Here is a 15,495-nt window from a genome sequence, read left to right as displayed (position 1 = left end):
AACCTGTTCCCGGCGCGTGGCGGCGGCATTGCCGCCGCCACGCGCCGGCTCGCAGCGCCAGCCCGCCGCCTGTGGCGGGACGATTCACAGCCAATCCCGCATTGGTCGTGAGGGTTGCTGCTGCCCGCGCCATATCCTCCTCCCGGTATGGCTGACGAACAGGAACATGCCAGGCTCCGGGGGGAGGTCGTCTCCCCTTTTTGTTTGGAGATTGGGTATGAATTACAACTGGGACTGGAACGTCTTCTTCAAGTCCACCGGCATCGGCACGGAAATCTACCTCGACTGGTTCATTTCCGGTCTGGGCTGGACCATCGCCGTGGCGCTGGCCGGCTGGATCATCGCGCTGATCCTGGGGTCGGTATTGGGCGTGATGCGCACGCTCCCCAACAAGACCGCCTCGGGCATTGCCACCGCTTACGTCGAACTGTTCCGCAACGTGCCGCTCTTGGTGCAGCTGTTCGTCTGGTACTTCCTGGTGCCCGACCTGCTGCCGGAACGCGCACAGATCTGGTTCAAGCAGGATCTGAGTCCGGCGACCTCGGCCTACCTGTCGGTGGTGGTCTGCCTCGGCCTGTTTACCGCGGCGCGGGTGTGCGAACAGGTGCGCACCGGCGTCCAGGCGCTGCCCAAGGGGCAGAACTACGCCGCCATGGCGATGGGTTTCCAGCAGGCGCAGATCTACCGCTATGTGCTGCTGCCGCAGGCTTTCCGCATCATCATCCCGCCGCTCACCAGCGAGTTCCTGAACATTTTCAAGAATTCCTCGGTGGCCTCGCTGATCGGCCTGATGGAGCTCTTGGCGCAGACCAAGCAGACCGCCGAGTTTTCGGCCAACCTGTTTGAAGCGTTCACGCTCGCCACGGTGATCTACTTCGTGCTCAACATGAGCCTGATGAAGTTCATGGGCTGGGTGGAAACCCGTCTGCGGGTGCCGGGCATGATGGGAGGTGCCAAATGATGGGTTTCGATTTCAGCCAGATCGGCCCGGCCCTGCCCGGCCTGATCGACGGCATGGTGCTGACGCTCAAGCTGCTGCTCCTGGCAGTGAGCGGCGGCGTGGCGCTGGGGACGGTGCTGGCGCTGATGCGCCTGTCCAGCAACCGCCTGTTGTCCGGTGCCTCCAAGTTCTACGTCAATTATTTCCGCTCGATTCCGCTGCTGCTGGTGATCACCTGGTTCTACTTCGTGGTGCCGCTGATCTTCAAGTGGATTTCCGGCGAGTTCGTCGCGGTCGGCGCCTTCACCTCCTGCCTGGTGGCCTTCATGATGTTCGAAGCGGCCTACTATGCTGAGATTGTGCGTGCCGGCGTCCAGTCCATTTCCAAGGGCCAGCTCAATGCCGCCTACGCGCTGGGCATGACCTACGGCCAGGCAATGCGGCTGATCATCCTGCCGCAGGCCTTCCGCAAGATGATGCCGCTGCTGCTGCAGCAGTCCATCATCCTGTTCCAGGACACCTCGCTGGTGTACGCCGTGGGCCTGATGGACTTCCTCAACACCGCCCGCTCCAAGGGGGACATCGTCGGTCAGCCGAATGAGTTCCTGATCCTGGCCGGGGTGGTTTATTTTGTTATCAGTTTCGGCGCCTCCACCGTGGTGAAGCGTCTGCAAAAGAGGTTGGCAGTATGAGCGCGATGATTACTCTCAAGAACGTCAGCAAATGGTACGGTGACTTCCAGGTGCTCACCGATTGCTCGACCGCCGTGGAAAAGGGCGAAGTGGTGGTGGTGTGCGGCCCGTCCGGCTCCGGCAAATCCACCCTGATCAAGACCGTCAACGCGCTGGAGCCGTTCCAGAAGGGCGAGATCATCGTCGACGGCCTGTCGGTGGGCGACCCGAAGACCGACCTGCCCAAGCTGCGCGCGCGGATCGGCATGGTGTTCCAGAACTTCGAGCTGTTCCCGCACCTGTCGATCACCGACAACCTGACCATTGCCCAGGAAAAGGTGCTGGGGCGCAGCAAGGACGAGGCGCGCCAGAAAGGCCTGCACTATCTCGATCGCGTCGGCCTCAAGGCGCACGCCGCGAAGTTTCCGGGCCAGCTCTCCGGCGGTCAGCAGCAGCGCGTGGCGATCGCCCGCGCACTGTCGATGGACCCGATCGCCATGCTGTTCGACGAACCGACCTCGGCGCTCGACCCTGAAATGGTCAACGAGGTGCTGGACGTGATGGTGGAACTGGCGCACGAGGGCATGACCATGATGTGTGTGACCCACGAGATGGGCTTCGCGCGCAAGGTGGCCAACCGCGTCATCTTCATGGACAAGGGCGCCATCGTCGAGGATTGCGCCAAGGAAGAGTTCTTCGGCGATATCAAAGCCCGCTCCGAGCGTGCCCAGCACTTCCTGTCGAAGATCCTGCAGCACTGAGCCAGCGATGCCGGCGAGCCGAACGATCTTCTGCCCGCCTTGTCTGAGCAACGCCACCGCAACCCGGTGGCGTTTTCCATATCCGCTGCCGTGGGAAAAGGCAGCCTGTAGCAGGGCCGATGGTATCCCCCGGCCTTGTCCGGGAGACGGGAGGCCGTCGGGGTGGACGATGTTTCACGTGAAACCTGTTCTGCCGGTAAGGGTGGCGCTGGCCTTCCTGTCCTCGAGCAAGCCGCCTGTCACGGCCAGCGCCGCAGCTCGCGGTACTGCGGCCCCTGCGGCGTTAGTGTGGATTCCATCAGCAACACGCGCCGCAAGACGAACGGTAAGGGGGAGATGTCCTGGGGCGGCAGCCGGTGGCGCGCCCGGCGCAGCAGCGTCACGTGCGGCACGTATGGACGCGTTTCGGTCGGGAACCCGGCCTGTGCCAGTCCTTGCTGCAAGGCGGCCACCAGTTCGCTCAGCACGAGGCATGGCTGAGAACTGCCGGCCCAGACGATACCGTTGGGCCAGCCGCCGACACGGTCGATCGTCCACACCTCTCCGGCCAGAAGCGGCAAGCGCTCCCCCACCGCCAGCAGTTCGTCCAGCCGCTCGGGAGCGACCTCGCCCAGAAAGGCCAGGGTCAGGTGCAGCCGCTCGGCGGCGACGACATGGCCACGGCTGTGTTTGGCCAATAAGTTGCCATTGGCATGCAATGACACGGAAGTCGACTTGTCCGGTATGATGGCAAAAAAGAGTCTCAAGACCCGATTCCTTTCCCCTAAACTGATCACTCGACGCTTTTCAGGGACGACGCAGGTTTCTTCATGTACTCAACGCACTATCTGGGGCGGCAGCCGATTGTCGATGCCAGGGAAAACCTGGTGGGGTATGAATTGTTGTTCCGTTCCAGCCCGGTCAACGCCGCGCATGTCGTCGACGATTTCGCCGCCACCGCCACGGTGATCCGCCATGCCTTCGTCGACCTCGGCGTCGCCGAGGTGCTGGGCGACCGGCTGGGCTACATCAACGTCGACGAACAGCTGTTGATGAGCGACCTCATCAACGTGCTGCCGCACGACACCGTAGTGCTGGAAATCCTGGAAACGGTCCGGGCGACGCCCGCCCTGCTGGTGCGGCTGGCCGAGCTGCGCCAGCGCGGTTTCCGCATGGCGATGGACGACCTGGTATCGCTGACCAGCGACAAGCGCGCCCTGCTCGATTACGTCGACGTCGTCAAGATCGACCTCAGCCAGGTCGAGCTGAGCGCGTTGCCGGCGCTGATGCAAGCACTGGAAGGTTTCCGCGGCAGCTTGCTGGCGGAAAAGGTCGACAACCCCGAGCAGTTCGAAACCTGTCGCGAGTTCGGCTTCAAATTGTTCCAGGGCTACTTCTTCGCCCATCCCACGGTGATCCACTCGCGCCAGGTCCGGCCCAAGGTGTCGGTGCTGCTGCGCTTGCTGGGGTTGATCCTGAGCGATGCCGAAACCGATGCCCTGGAGGAAGCGTTCAAGAGCGCTCCCGACATCGCACTGATGTTGCTCCGGCTCACCTCCACCGCGGTCATGGCCGACAAGTCGGCGGTCACCTCGATCCGCCAGGCCATCCTGCTCCTGGGACGGGACAAGATCAAGCGCTGGACCCTGCTCTTGATGTTTGCCACCGCCACGCCCCAGGGCGACAAGGTCCGCCACAATCCCCTGCTCGAACTGGCGGCCATGCGCGGCCGCATCATGGAGCGGCTGGCCCAGAGCCTGCGGCCGGAGGCGCCCCAGTTGGCCGAACAGGCCTTCATGGTCGGCATCCTGTCGCTGGTCGACGCCCTGATGCTGCGCCCCAAGACCGAGCTGATTCCGCAGCTGCCGGTCGATCAGATCATCAAGGACGCCGTGCTCGATGGCCGGCACATCCTCGGCGAATGGCTCAAGGTCACCGTGTCGCTGGAAGACGAAAACACGGTACAGCCCGCCGGCTACGATGCCGAACTCCTCACCCGAATCGAGACCGAGTCGCTGGACTGGGTCAAACGCATGTGGGCGTAAGCCGGCCCGGGCCTTTACCCCGCCCGTGCGCCCCTTTCCCGTGGACCCGGTCATGCTCCAGGCCTCGGCCGCTTTGCTAAGCCCGCTCCGGCGAGGTCGCCCTTCCCGGTCTGCGCTCCGTGACCGGGAGTGGGCGGGTGTTCAGATGATGTCGAGGTGGTCGATGCCCTCGAGCAGGTCGCGATCCTTGGCGCCCTCGCCGTACAGCTTGATCTTCAGGCGCAGGTCGTTGACCGAGTCGGCATTGCGTAGCGCATCCTCGTAGCTGATCAGACCACCCTCGTAGAGATCGAACAGCGCCTGGTCGAAGGTTTGCATGCCGCTCTCGCGCGACTTGCCGATCACCTCCTTCATCGAGGCGATCTCGCCTTTGAAGATCAGGTCCGCCATCAGCGGGCTGTTGAGCATCACCTCCACCGCAGCCACCCGGCCGCGCCCGGTGGCGAGCGGAACCAGCCGCTGCGAGATGATGGCGCGCATGTTCAGCGACAGGTCCATCAGCACCTGCTGGTGACGCTCTTCCGGGAAGAAGTTCAGGATGCGGTCGAGTGCCTGGTTGGCGTTGTTGGCGTGCAGGGTGGCGAGACAGAGGTGGCCGGTTTCGGCGAACTGCAGGCCATAGCCCATGGTCTCGCGGTCGCGGATCTCGCCCATCAGGATCACGTCCGGCGCCTGGCGCAGGGTATTCTTCAGAGCAATGTCCCAGCTGTCGGTGTCCACCCCGACCTCGCGCTGGGTCACGATCGATTTCTTGTGCGGGTGCACGTATTCGATCGGGTCCTCGATGGTGATGATGTGGTCCTGGCTATGGCTGTTGCGCCAGTCCACCAGCGCGGCCAGTGAGGTGGACTTGCCCGAGCCGGTGCCGCCGACGAAGATCACCAGGCCGCGCTTGATCAAGGCCACGTCCTTCAGCACTTCCGGCAGGCGCAGCTGGTCGAAGGTGGGAATCTCGGTATTGATCTTGCGCAGTACCATGCCGGCCATGCCCTGCTGGATGAAGGCGCTGACGCGGAAGCGGCCGATGCCCGGCGGGCTGATGGCGAAGTTCGCCTCCATCGAGGATTCGAACTCCTCCATCTGGCGGTCGTTCATCACCGAACGTACCAGCTCCTTGGTGTGCTGCGCCGACAGCGGCTGCGGCGACACCGGGATGATCTTGCCGTCGATCTTCATGGCCGGCGGGAAGTCGGCCGAAATGAAGATGTCCGAAGCGTTCTTGCCAACGGCGTGCTTGAGCAGGTCGTGGATGAACTTCGAGGCCTGGTCTCTTTCCATGATCGTTTTCCATCGTTGCCGGCGCTGAACGCCGGTGTCAGGCCTGTCTCACGAGGCGGGTTCCCCGGCCGGTTGCTTGGCGCCGGAGTGACGGAACCTCGAGGTCGCGGGAGCACATGGAGATCCCGCGTCGCGGCGCCCATCGCGCCGGGCCAACCGTCGACTCGCTCGGCATGGGATGGGCGCGGCAGGCGTCCGCTCACCGCGACAAGGGCTTGCCGTCTCGTGAAAGGGGCGTTTAGAACAAATCCTTGTTGCTGGCCTTCAGCCGTGCCTCGGCCGGCGACGCGATGTTGCGGCGTACCAGTTCCTGCAGGCACTGGTCGAGCGTCTGCATGCCGTACTGCTGGCCGGTCTGGATCATCGAGTTGATCTGGGCGATCTTGTTCTCGCGGATCAGGTTGCGGATCGCCGGCGTGCCGACCATGATCTCGTGCGCCGCCACCCGTCCGCTGCCGTCCTTGGTCTTCAGCAGGGTCTGCGAGATCACCGCACGCAGGCTCTCCGACAGCATCGAGCGCACCATCTCCTTCTCGCCGGCCGGGAACACGTCGACGATACGGTCGACGGTCTTGGCGGCTGAACTGGTATGCAAGGTGCCGAATACCAGGTGGCCGGTTTCCGCTGCGGTCATGGCGAGGCGGATGGTTTCCAGGTCGCGCATTTCCCCCACCAGGATCACGTCCGGGTCTTCGCGCAGCGCCGAGCGCAAGGCGTTGGCGAAACTGTGGGTCTGCTGCCCCAGTTCGCGCTGGTTGATCATGCAGCGCTTGCTCTGGTGCACGAATTCGATCGGGTCTTCCACGGTCAGGATGTGGGAGAATTCATTATCGTTGATATAGTCGATCATCGCCGCCAGCGTGGTGGACTTGCCGGAGCCGGTCGGCCCGGTCACCAGCACCAGGCCGCGCGGGTAGCTGGCGATCTCCTGGAAGATCTTCGGCGCCGACAGCTCCTCCAGCGTCAGCACCTTGGACGGAATCACCCGGAACACGGCGCCCATGCCGCGGTTCTGCATGAAGGCGTTGACCCGGAAGCGGGCGATGCCCGGCAGCTCGAACGAGAAGTCGCACTCCATCATTTCTTCGAACGCCTTGCGCTGGAAGTCGTTCATGATGTCGTACACCTTGTCGTGCACTTCGTGGTGCTCCAGCGGCGGCAGGTTGATGCGGCGCACGTCGCCGTTGACCCGGATCATCGGCGGCAGGCCGGCCGACAGGTGCAGGTCGGACGCCTTGTTCTTGACGGTGAAGGCCAAGAGCTCGGAAATTTCCATTTATAATTCTCCCCAATTCGATACCGCTACGGCGGGCCGTCAGCGCCAGACCACCGGCATGACCTTTCCTGATTGTAAGCATAAGCGCCGGGACTTGGTATGCTGATGCAGTGGGAGTCGTCCCGACGTGGGGCGGCGGCAGTGTTGCGGTTGCACCAAGGACATCATGACTTCAGCTATTTCATCCTCTCTGGCCGCGGTCCGCCAGCGGCTGGCCGCGGCCGAGGCCGCCGCCGGGCGTGCATCCGGCTCGGTATGCCTGCTGGCGGTCAGCAAGACGTTTCCGGCCGACGCCATCCAGGAGGCGTACGCCGCCGGGCAGCGCGCTTTCGGCGAAAACTACGTGCAGGAGCTGCAAGCCAAGGGCGGAGTGCTGGGCGGGCTGGACATCGAGTGGCACTTCATCGGGCCGCTGCAATCCAACAAGACGCGCCCGGTGGCGGAACTGGCACACTGGGTGCATTCGGTGGAGCGTCTGAAAATCGCCGAACGCTTGTCGTCGCAGCGTCCCGCATCCTTGCCGCCGCTCAATGTCTGCCTGCAGGTGAACGTCTCGGGCGAGGGGAGCAAGAGCGGCTGCGAACCGCACGAGGTGCTGGCGCTGGCGCGTGCCGTCGCCGCCCTGCCGCGCCTGACCTTACGCGGCCTGATGTGCATCCCCGAGCCGACCGCCGATCAGGCACGGCTGGCGGGCCAGTTTGCGCTGTTGCGCCGGCTACGCGACGAGATGGCGGCACAAGGCCTGGCGCTCGACACCCTGTCGATGGGGATGTCGGCCGACCTGGAGCTGGCGGTGCGGGAAGGCTCGACGCTGGTACGGGTCGGCACGGCCATTTTCGGCTCCCGGACGTATCCAGCATAATGGTTTTGCCAAATTGGCTACGATATACAATCGACAAATAGAGGACTCAGCATGCAGATCACCTTCATCGGCGGCGGCAACATGGCCTCCGCCATCATCAGCGGCCTGGCCAAACAGGGCGGCCACCGCATCAGCGTGGTGGAGCCCAGCGCCGACAAGCGTACCCAGTTGGAACAGGCCTACGGCGTGACCGCGCTGGAGCAGCCGCCGCAACACCTGTCGGCCGACGATGTGGTGGTGCTGGCGGTCAAGCCGCAGCAGCTGAAGGACGTGTGCCTGGCCCTGGCCCCGGTGCTGGGCAATGCCCTGGTGGTGTCGATCGCCGCTGGCGTCGGCATTGCGGCGCTTGCGCGCTGGCTCGGTTCCGGGCGCATCGTGCGCGTGATGCCCAATACGCCGGCCATGGTTGGCAAGGGTGTCTCGGGGCTGTTCGCCCCGCACGGCCTGGCCGAAGGCGATCGCAACAACGCCGCCGCTATCATGGCGGCGGTGGGCAAGGTGTTTTGGCTCGAGAACGAGAGCGGCATCGACGACATCACCGCGGTATCCGGCAGCGGCCCGGCCTACGTGTTCTACTTCATCGAGTCGATGATTGCGGCGGCGCGTGAACTCGGTTTTGACGATGCCACCGCGCGTCAGCTGGTGCTGGGCACCTTTGACGGCGCCGTCGAGCTGGCCAAGCAAAGCGATCTCGACGTGGCCACGCTGCGCGCCAACGTCACCTCCAAGGGCGGCACCACCGAGCGGGCCGTCGCCCGTTTCGAGGCCGACGGCGTCAAGGCGGCGATCCAGGCCGGGATGCAGGATTGCCGGGCGCGTTCGGTGGAGTTGGGCCAGCTACTGAGCCAGGACTGAGATGATCGCCGAGACCCTGCAATTTCTGATCAAGACGCTGGCCGACCTGTTCGTGCTGGTGCTGCTGCTGCGCTTCTACCTGCAGGTGGCGCGTGCGCCGTTCAAGCACCCGCTGTCGCAGTTCGTGATGGCGGTGAGCAATTTCGCGGTGCTGCCGATGCGCAAGCTGGTGCCGAGCGTGCACGGCTATGACACGGCCACGCTGCTGCTGGCGCTGCTGGTCGGCCTCTTCAGCAACGTGCTGATGCTGGCGCTCAATCCCCTGCCGTACAGTTTTGCCGCGCCGGAAACCTGGCTGGGGCTGTTGTGCCTGTCGCTGCTGGACGTGTTCCGCCAGTCGCTGTACCTTTTGATGGGGGCGGTCATCGTCCAGGCCATCCTGAGCTGGGTGAATCCGTACAATCCGTTGACACCGATCCTGGACGCGCTGACCCGGCCGTTCCTGCGGCCATTCCGCCGGGCCGTCATCGGCGGGGTGGATTTGTCGCCGCTGATCCTGTTCCTGATCATCCAGGTGATCCTGATGCTGCCGGTGCGGGCGCTGGAAAGCGTTTTTCTGATGCAACTCAAGGTCGCGTTATAGCTGTTATGGTTTGCTGTCGGGTTGAATCCCGACATTACGGGTGTGTCCTATCCAAATCTTTAAGGAGAGAGGTATGAAAAAGACGCTGCTGGCTGCGGTCATGCTGGGCGTAGTCGCCACGCCGGCCATGGCCAACCTGCAACTTGCCCAGAAATACAATTGTCTGGCCTGTCACTCGGTGGACAAGAAGGTAGTGGGTCCGGCCTACAAGGATGTCGCCAAGAAATATGCTGGTGACAAGGGCGCCGAAGCCAAGCTGATGGCCAAGGTCAAGGCCGGTGGTTCCGGGGTGTGGGGCGCGGTGCCGATGCCGCCGAACCCGCAGGTCAGCGATGCCGACCTGAAGACCCTGGTGAAGTGGGTGCTGTCGCTGAAATAAGCGGCCGGGCTCGGAATTCGCAAAGGGCGGCCTCGGCTGCCCTTTGTCGTGTAATAAGGCTTGTCATTGTGTGCGAATCGCACTATACCGGGGCACATGAGGAGGGATTTTCCCGGCGAGTCGTCTGTCCAATATAGTTGCACAAAGACCATGCCACCGGTAATCTTCAGCGCTTGTCTGCCAACTCTATGCTGGAAGCACTAAATTATGGCCAAGCTGACCGAACAGGATATCCTCAACTGGGAAGGCGAGGATTACATGAACGCCGACCACCTTGAGTTCTTCAAAGAGCGGCTGTTGCAGATGCAGCAGGAGTTGTTGAGCAACGCCAACGCGACGGCGAACCATCTGCAGGAGCAGGAGGCCACTCCCGACCCGGCCGACCGGGCCACGCTCGAGGAGGAATACGCGCTGGAACTGCGTACCCGCGACCGCGAGCGCAAGCTGTTGCAGAAGATTCAGTCGTCCCTGCGCGATATCGAAGACGGTTCCTACGGCTTCTGCGAAGACACCGGCGAGCCGATCGGGCTCAAGCGCCTGATGGCGCGTCCGACCGCCACGCTGTCGGTGGAGGCACAGGAGCGCCGCGAACGCATGAAGCGCCAGTACGCCGACTAATCCGCGGCGAGGGTGAATGAAAAAAGCGTCCCAAAAGGGCGCTTTTTTTGTTTTTTATCCGGGTTGGCGGTGTACCGCCAGGATGCGGCCGGGTGGGCGCGGGACTTGTCGCAGTGCGCAAAATGCAGGTATTGTGTGATGCAGTCAATACACAGAAAAATGCCCCGAGGCACATCACCATGCAACGACAGACCGACGACGTCCGAATCCGCGAAATCAAGGAGCTCCTGCCTCCGATTGCGCACCTCTACGAGCTGCCGATCACCGAAACCGCCTCCGAGCTGATCTACAACACCCGCCGCGAAATCGCCGCGCTGCTGCGTGGCGAGGACGATCGCATGCTGGTGGTGATCGGCCCGTGTTCGATCCACGATCCGGCCATGGCCGAGGAGTACGCCGAACGCCTGATGAAGCTGCGCCACGAGCACGCCCGCGAGCTGATCGTGGTGATGCGCGTGTACTTCGAGAAGCCGCGCACCACGGTGGGCTGGAAGGGGCTGATCAACGATCCGCACCTGGATGAGTCGTACGACATCAACTCCGGTCTGCGCCTGGCGCGTCGCCTGCTGTTGAACCTGAACAACGCGGGCATGCCGGCGGCCACCGAATTCCTCGACATGATCACGCCGCAGTACTTCGCCGACCTGATCTCGTGGGGCGCCATCGGCGCGCGCACTACCGAGTCGCAGGTGCACCGCGAGCTGGCGTCGGGGCTGTCCTGCCCGGTGGGCTTCAAGAACGGCACCGACGGCAACCTGAAGATCGCCGTCGACGCCATCCGCGCCGCGAGCCAGCCGCACCACTTCCTGTCGGTGACCAAGACCGGCCATTCCGCCATCGTCTCCACCGGCGGCAACCCGGATTGCCACGTGATCCTGCGCGGCGGCAAGGAACCGAACTACTCGGCCGAGCACGTGCGCGCCGCCGCGGCCGAACTGGCCGGCGTCGGCCTGGCGCAGAAGCTGATGGTGGACTTCAGCCATGCCAACAGCCGCAAGGACTACAAGCGCCAGATGGAAGTGGCGCGCGACGTGGCGGGCCAGTTGGCCGCGGGCGACAGCCACATCTTCGGGGTGATGGTGGAAAGCCACTTGGTGGAAGGTCGCCAGGACCTGAAGCCGGGCTGCGAGCTGACCTACGGCCAGAGCATCACCGACGCCTGCATCGGCTGGCAGGATACCGAGGATCTGGTGCAGATTCTGGCCGACGCGGTCAAGGCGCGTCGTGCCAAGGTGGGCGTGCCGGCGGGCAAGTGAGTCTGCAACGCGGCATGACAAAACCCGGCTCAGGCCGGGTTTTTTGTTTTCCAGGGCGAATGTCCGCTGTGGCGCAGCGGGCTTCGGCCAACCTTGAGGGTCAGTCCCGGCCGTCGAGCAGGTCGCCCAGTCCGCCCAGCACCGAACCCTGTTCGCTGGAGCGGCCGCCGGCTTTCGGGCTGGCGGCGATCAGCCGGTCGGCCAGGCGCGACAGCGGCAGCGACTGCAGCCATACCCTCCCCGGCCCGGTGAGGGTGGCGAGGAACAGCCCTTCGCCGGCGAACAGCGCGCTCTTGAGCTTGCCGACGTACTGGATGTCGAAATCGACCGAGGGCTGGTAGGCCACCACGCAGCCGGTGTCGACGCGCAGCGTCTCGCCCGGCGCCAGCTGACGCTCGGTCAGGGTGCCGCCGGCGTGCAGGAAGGCGTAGCCGTCGCCGTCCAGGCGCTGCATGATGAAGCCTTCGCCGCCGAACAGCCCGGTGCCGATCTTCTTCTGCAAGGCGATGCCGAGGCTGACGCCTTTGGCGGCGGCGAGGAAGCTGTCCTTCTGCGCGTACAGCGTGCCGCCCAGTTCCAGCAGGTGCACCGGCACGATCTTGCCGGGGTAGGAGGCGGCGAAGGCGACGCGTTTTTTGCCCGGCGCCTGGTTGACGAACACCGTGGTGAACAGCGACTCGCCGGTGAGCAGGCGCTTGCCGGCGCCCATCAGCTTGCCGAGCAGACCGCCCTGCGCCGCCGAGCCGTCACCGAACACGGTGTCCATGCTGATGCCGTCCTCCATGTAGTACATGGTACCGGCCTCGCCGACGGCGGCCTCGCCCGGGTCCAGCTCCACTTCGACGTACTGCATGTCGTCGCCGAAGATCTCGTAATCGATCACGTCCATCGCCATGCGCATTCTCCTGACTGGGGTGGCTGTTCCATCATGCTAGCCCAGCGGGTCCGGCAGCGGCCAGTGCCGCCAGCGCGTCGGGGGTGTTGAGGTTGGGCAGGGCCTGATCGAACGGCACGATGCGGTGCTCGAGCGTGGCGAGCCAGCCGCGGATGGAGCGGCCGCCGCCGGCGAGGTAGGCTTCGAGCGCGCCCTGTAGCCCGGGACGCAGCGCCAGCAAGGTGGGATGCCAGTGTTCCGGATCGCTTGCCGAGGCGGCGGCGAGGCCGCCCTCCAGCGCCGCCAGCAGCCGTGACGCCAGCTCGGCCGGCAGCCGCACCGCGTCGCAGGGCAGCATCAGCAGGGTGTCGTGCGGGGCGGCGGCAAGACCCGCCAGCAGGCCGGCGAGCGGGCCGGGGTAGTCCGGCAGCGTGTCCGGCAGTACCGGGTGGCCGAAGGCGCGGTAGATGTCGAGGTGGCGGTTGGCGGAGATCAGGATGCGCGCCGGGGGGGGAGTCTGCGCCGCCAGCGCGGCCAAGGTATGGGCGATCAGGGGTTGGCCGAACAGCTCGAGCAGCCCCTTGTCCTGGCCGCCCATGCGCGTGGCGCGCCCGCCGGCCAGGATCAGCGCGCTGTAGCTCATTGCCAGCGTCCGGCGGCGCCCTCGTCGCTGGACTTGGCCTCGACCCAGCGGCTGTGGCCGTCGGCGTCGATTTCCTTTTTCCAGAACGGTGCCTGCGTCTTCAGGAAGTCCATCAGGAATTCGCAGGCGGCGAACGCGGCGGCACGGTGCGCGCTGGCGGTGACCACCAGCACGATCGGTTCGCCCAGCGCCATCCGGCCGACGCGATGGTGGATCAGCGCGGCGGAGAGCGGCCAGCGCGCACGCGCCTCGGCGACGATGGCGGCGAGCGACTTCTCGGTCATGCCGGGATAGTGTTCCAGTTCCAGCGCGGCGACGTTGTCGCCATCGCCATGGCGGCGCACCACGCCGACGAAGCTGACCACGGCGCCGACGCCGGGATCGGCCGACAGCCGGGCGATTTCCTGGCCGGCGTCGAAGGTGGCGGCGTCGACGCGGATGGTGAAGGCGTCCATGTCAGCCTCCGGTGACCGGCGGGAAGATCGCCACTTCGTCGCCGGCGGCGAGTCCGCTATCCACGGTCGCCAGCTCCTGGTTGAGCGCGACGCGGAACACGCGGCCTTCGGCCAACTCGTCGGCCCAGGCGCCGCCGCGCGCGCGCAGCTCGGCGAGCAGCGCGCCGACGCTGGCGGCATCGCTCTCCAGGGTTTCGTGATCACGGCCGAAGGCGTCCTTCAGTCGCGCAAAATACAACAGGTTCAGTTTCATCTATTTCGACTCCGGGTCGGCATCCGGCTTGCCGCGCCCGGCCAGCATCACCCACAGGTGAAAGGCCAGCCCGGCCAGTGGTACCAGCGCCATGATGACGACGAAAACCCATTCCAGGGGAGATAGCAGTTCGCTCATGGTGCCAGTGTACGCAAGCCGGCGGCCCAGGCCAATGCGCCGGGTGGCAGAGGGCCGGCTGGCCGAAAGTAGTAGAAGTGGTATCTGGAATACATGTTCTTTACAATAGCGAGATGACTACCTTCGCCCCCACCCTCCCCCTGTCCGCCACCCTGCGTCGCCGCCTCGGCCGCTGGTGGCCTGAACCCCTGGTCATCAGCCGGCGCGAGCAGCTGGCGGTGGCCGTGGCCGCGCTGGCGGCCATCGCCTTGACCGCGCTGATCACCCACCTGACCGTCGGCGACGCGCCGTGGCTGGTGGCGTCGATGGGCGCCGCCGCGGTGCTGCTGTTCGCCTTGCCGAGCAGCCCGCTGGCGCAGCCCTGGCCGCTGGTCGGCGGCCATGTGCTGTCGGCCGCCATCGGCGTCGTCTGCGCGCGCTGGGTGCCCAATCCCTGGCTCGCCGCCGGGATGGCGGTCGGGCTCGCCATCTTTGCGATGATCTCGCTGCGCTGCCTGCACCCGCCGGGCGGCGCGATCGCACTCAACGCCGTGATCGGCGGCCCGGCGATCCACGCCATGGGCTTCGGCTTCGTGCTGTGGCCGGTACTGCTCAACGCCCTCGCCATGCTGGCGCTGGCGCTGCTGCTCAACAACCGCGTGCTGCGCCGCCCGTACCCGCGCCCGCTGCCGCAACCCAACCGCCACCTGATCAGCGACCCCAAGCCGCTGGAGCGCATGGGCATCCGCGACGAGGACGTCGAAGCCGCGCTGGCCGGTTTCAACCACCTGCTCGACATCAGCCGCAGCGACCTGGAACAGGTGATGACCTTGGCCGAAATGCACTCCTACCGGCGCCGCCTCGGCGATATCCGCTGCCGCGACATCATGTCGCGCGACCTGATCAGCCTGCGCCCGGACGCCAGCCTGCAGGAGGCGTGGCGCCTGCTGCGCCGGCACAAGGTGCGTGCGCTGCCGGTGCTCGGCGAGTTCGGCCAGGTGCTGGGTATGGTGTCGCTGGTGGACTTCCTCAAGCGCCTGGACGGCACGCCGCAGGGCTTGCGCGAGCGCGTGGCGAAGCTGTTGGGCGGGCGCGGTGCCGACAACCGCGTGGCGGCGATCATGAGCACGCCGGTGGTGAGCGTGCGCGAGACGCTGCACCTGGTCGAGCTGGTGCCGCTGTTCGCCGACCGCGGCCTGCACCACGTGCCGGTGGTGGGGGCGGACGGCACGCTCACCGGCATGATCAGCCAGTCCGATCTGATCGCCGCCTTGTACCAGGGCAAGCTGGCCGCCTGAGGCGACGTGGCCGCGGGGTGTGGCGAGGTCCGCCGCCGCACCCGCCCATCGCTACGGATCCCCGTCGGCGGCCGCCCTCTGCCTGCGGCCGGTGGCTTGTGCTTATAATGCAAGCATAACCATATCGGGGAGAGGGCCATGCAGGGCAGCATTCTCAGGGGACCGCGCCTGGTCGCGTTGTTTCTCGCCGGTTGCCTGCTGTTCAACTACCCCGTGTTGGCGCTGTTCGATCGCCCGGCCGAGCTGTTCGGACTGCCCCTGCTGTTCGTCTACCTGTTCGCCGCCTGGTTCGGCCTGATCGCGCTGATGGCGTGGATCATCGAGCGTCGGCGCGACTGAGGCGGAACCGACC

20 protein-coding genes are annotated in these 15,495 nt (G+C 65.2%); 12 read left to right on the top strand and 8 right to left on the bottom strand.

The window, feature by feature from the left end; all coding sequences use genetic code 11:
* The first annotated feature begins 217 nt into the window (after positions 1–217).
* Genes FURADRAFT_RS16885 through FURADRAFT_RS16875 form a run of 3 tightly spaced genes read left to right on the top strand, consistent with a single transcriptional unit; the run spans position 218 to position 2,372 of the window.
* A complete protein-coding gene (locus FURADRAFT_RS16885) occupies positions 218–961 on the top strand; it encodes an amino acid ABC transporter permease (RefSeq protein ID WP_008955378.1) in 744 nt (247 codons plus the stop codon).
* Positions 958–1,632, top strand: a complete 675-nt coding sequence (locus FURADRAFT_RS16880; protein WP_008955377.1) for an amino acid ABC transporter permease — start codon at positions 958–960, stop codon at positions 1,630–1,632. The genes FURADRAFT_RS16885 and FURADRAFT_RS16880 overlap by 4 nt, the downstream gene beginning before the upstream one ends.
* A 5-nt stretch (positions 1,633–1,637) precedes the next feature.
* The gene (locus tag FURADRAFT_RS16875; RefSeq protein ID WP_040653141.1) at positions 1,638–2,372 is read left to right on the top strand and encodes an amino acid ABC transporter ATP-binding protein; all 735 of its coding nucleotides are present in this window, start codon (positions 1,638–1,640) and stop codon (positions 2,370–2,372) included.
* A 239-nt stretch (positions 2,373–2,611) separates the two neighbouring features.
* Here FURADRAFT_RS16875 and thpR read toward each other — a convergent pair whose 3' ends face one another.
* Complete coding sequence (thpR, locus tag FURADRAFT_RS16870; RefSeq protein ID WP_268869738.1) at positions 2,612–3,148, bottom strand: RNA 2',3'-cyclic phosphodiesterase; 537 nt, start codon at positions 3,146–3,148, stop codon at positions 2,612–2,614.
* A gap of 33 nt (positions 3,149–3,181) precedes the next feature.
* Between thpR and FURADRAFT_RS16865 the strand changes: the two genes are divergently transcribed.
* The gene (locus FURADRAFT_RS16865) at positions 3,182–4,396 is read left to right on the top strand and encodes an EAL and HDOD domain-containing protein (RefSeq protein WP_008955374.1); all 1,215 of its coding nucleotides are present in this window, start codon (positions 3,182–3,184) and stop codon (positions 4,394–4,396) included.
* A 141-nt stretch (positions 4,397–4,537) separates the two neighbouring features.
* On the opposite strand, the gene FURADRAFT_RS16860 is transcribed toward FURADRAFT_RS16865, so the two are convergent.
* Together FURADRAFT_RS16860 and FURADRAFT_RS16855 are read right to left on the bottom strand one after the other, a co-directional pair.
* Positions 4,538–5,674: a PilT/PilU family type 4a pilus ATPase gene (locus FURADRAFT_RS16860; RefSeq protein ID WP_008955373.1), complete on the bottom strand. Its 1,137-nt coding sequence runs from the start codon at positions 5,672–5,674 to the stop codon at positions 4,538–4,540.
* Between the two features lie 238 nt (positions 5,675–5,912).
* Entirely contained in the window at positions 5,913–6,950 is a 1,038-nt protein-coding gene (locus tag FURADRAFT_RS16855) for a type IV pilus twitching motility protein PilT (RefSeq protein ID WP_008955372.1), read from the bottom strand.
* Positions 6,951–7,116: 166 nt separating this feature from the next.
* Here FURADRAFT_RS16855 and FURADRAFT_RS16850 point away from each other — a divergent pair, with 166 nt between their 5' ends.
* From FURADRAFT_RS16850 to aroG, 6 genes are all read left to right on the top strand, one after another.
* Entirely contained in the window at positions 7,117–7,812 is a 696-nt protein-coding gene (locus FURADRAFT_RS16850) for a YggS family pyridoxal phosphate-dependent enzyme (RefSeq protein WP_008955371.1), read from the top strand.
* 51 nt (positions 7,813–7,863) lie between these two features.
* Positions 7,864–8,667, top strand: coding sequence for a pyrroline-5-carboxylate reductase (gene proC, locus FURADRAFT_RS16845; RefSeq protein WP_008955370.1), 804 nt, complete (start codon positions 7,864–7,866; stop codon positions 8,665–8,667).
* Position 8,668: 1 nt separating this feature from the next.
* Complete coding sequence (locus tag FURADRAFT_RS16840; RefSeq protein ID WP_008955369.1) at positions 8,669–9,250, top strand: YggT family protein; 582 nt, start codon at positions 8,669–8,671, stop codon at positions 9,248–9,250.
* 73 nt (positions 9,251–9,323) lie between these two features.
* Positions 9,324–9,629 carry a c-type cytochrome gene (locus FURADRAFT_RS16835; RefSeq protein WP_008955368.1) on the top strand — a complete coding sequence of 102 codons (306 nt, stop codon included), beginning with the start codon at positions 9,324–9,326 and terminating at the stop codon, positions 9,627–9,629.
* A gap of 207 nt (positions 9,630–9,836) precedes the next feature.
* A complete protein-coding gene (dksA, locus tag FURADRAFT_RS16830; protein WP_008955367.1) occupies positions 9,837–10,247 on the top strand; it encodes an RNA polymerase-binding protein DksA in 411 nt (136 codons plus the stop codon).
* A gap of 179 nt (positions 10,248–10,426) precedes the next feature.
* Positions 10,427–11,503, top strand: a complete 1,077-nt coding sequence (aroG, locus tag FURADRAFT_RS16825; protein WP_008955366.1) for a 3-deoxy-7-phosphoheptulonate synthase AroG — start codon at positions 10,427–10,429, stop codon at positions 11,501–11,503.
* A gap of 100 nt (positions 11,504–11,603) precedes the next feature.
* Here aroG and FURADRAFT_RS16820 read toward each other — a convergent pair whose 3' ends face one another.
* The 5 genes from FURADRAFT_RS16820 to FURADRAFT_RS20840 are packed head-to-tail and all read right to left on the bottom strand — an operon-like array spanning position 11,604 to position 13,866.
* The gene (locus tag FURADRAFT_RS16820) at positions 11,604–12,398 is read right to left on the bottom strand and encodes a TIGR00266 family protein (protein ID WP_008955365.1); all 795 of its coding nucleotides are present in this window, start codon (positions 12,396–12,398) and stop codon (positions 11,604–11,606) included.
* Between the two features lie 31 nt (positions 12,399–12,429).
* Positions 12,430–13,020: a molybdenum cofactor guanylyltransferase MobA gene (gene mobA, locus FURADRAFT_RS16815; protein WP_008955364.1), complete on the bottom strand. Its 591-nt coding sequence runs from the start codon at positions 13,018–13,020 to the stop codon at positions 12,430–12,432.
* Positions 13,017–13,475 (bottom strand): molybdopterin synthase catalytic subunit MoaE, encoded by a 459-nt coding sequence (moaE, locus tag FURADRAFT_RS16810; protein ID WP_008955363.1) that lies wholly within the window; start codon positions 13,473–13,475, stop codon positions 13,017–13,019. Before moaE ends, mobA begins: the two co-directional genes overlap by 4 nt.
* 1 nt (position 13,476) lies before the next feature.
* Positions 13,477–13,728, bottom strand: a complete 252-nt coding sequence (locus FURADRAFT_RS16805; RefSeq protein WP_008955362.1) for a MoaD/ThiS family protein — start codon at positions 13,726–13,728, stop codon at positions 13,477–13,479.
* Positions 13,729–13,866: a hypothetical protein gene (locus FURADRAFT_RS20840; protein WP_008955361.1), complete on the bottom strand. Its 138-nt coding sequence runs from the start codon at positions 13,864–13,866 to the stop codon at positions 13,729–13,731.
* 113 nt (positions 13,867–13,979) lie between these two features.
* Between FURADRAFT_RS20840 and FURADRAFT_RS16800 the strand changes: the two genes are divergently transcribed.
* Together FURADRAFT_RS16800 and FURADRAFT_RS16795 are read left to right on the top strand one after the other, a co-directional pair.
* Positions 13,980–15,143: an HPP family protein gene (locus FURADRAFT_RS16800; protein ID WP_008955360.1), complete on the top strand. Its 1,164-nt coding sequence runs from the start codon at positions 13,980–13,982 to the stop codon at positions 15,141–15,143.
* A gap of 138 nt (positions 15,144–15,281) precedes the next feature.
* The gene (locus tag FURADRAFT_RS16795) at positions 15,282–15,482 is read left to right on the top strand and encodes a hypothetical protein (protein ID WP_008955359.1); all 201 of its coding nucleotides are present in this window, start codon (positions 15,282–15,284) and stop codon (positions 15,480–15,482) included.
* Positions 15,483–15,495 lie beyond the last annotated feature (13 nt).

It is taken from the genome of Pseudogulbenkiania ferrooxidans 2002, from assembly GCF_000174355.1.
GTDB lineage: Bacteria > Pseudomonadota > Gammaproteobacteria > Burkholderiales > Chromobacteriaceae > Pseudogulbenkiania > Pseudogulbenkiania ferrooxidans.
The sequence above is the reverse complement of the archived record's forward strand: the minus strand, read 5'-3'. Positions and strand labels throughout refer to the sequence as shown.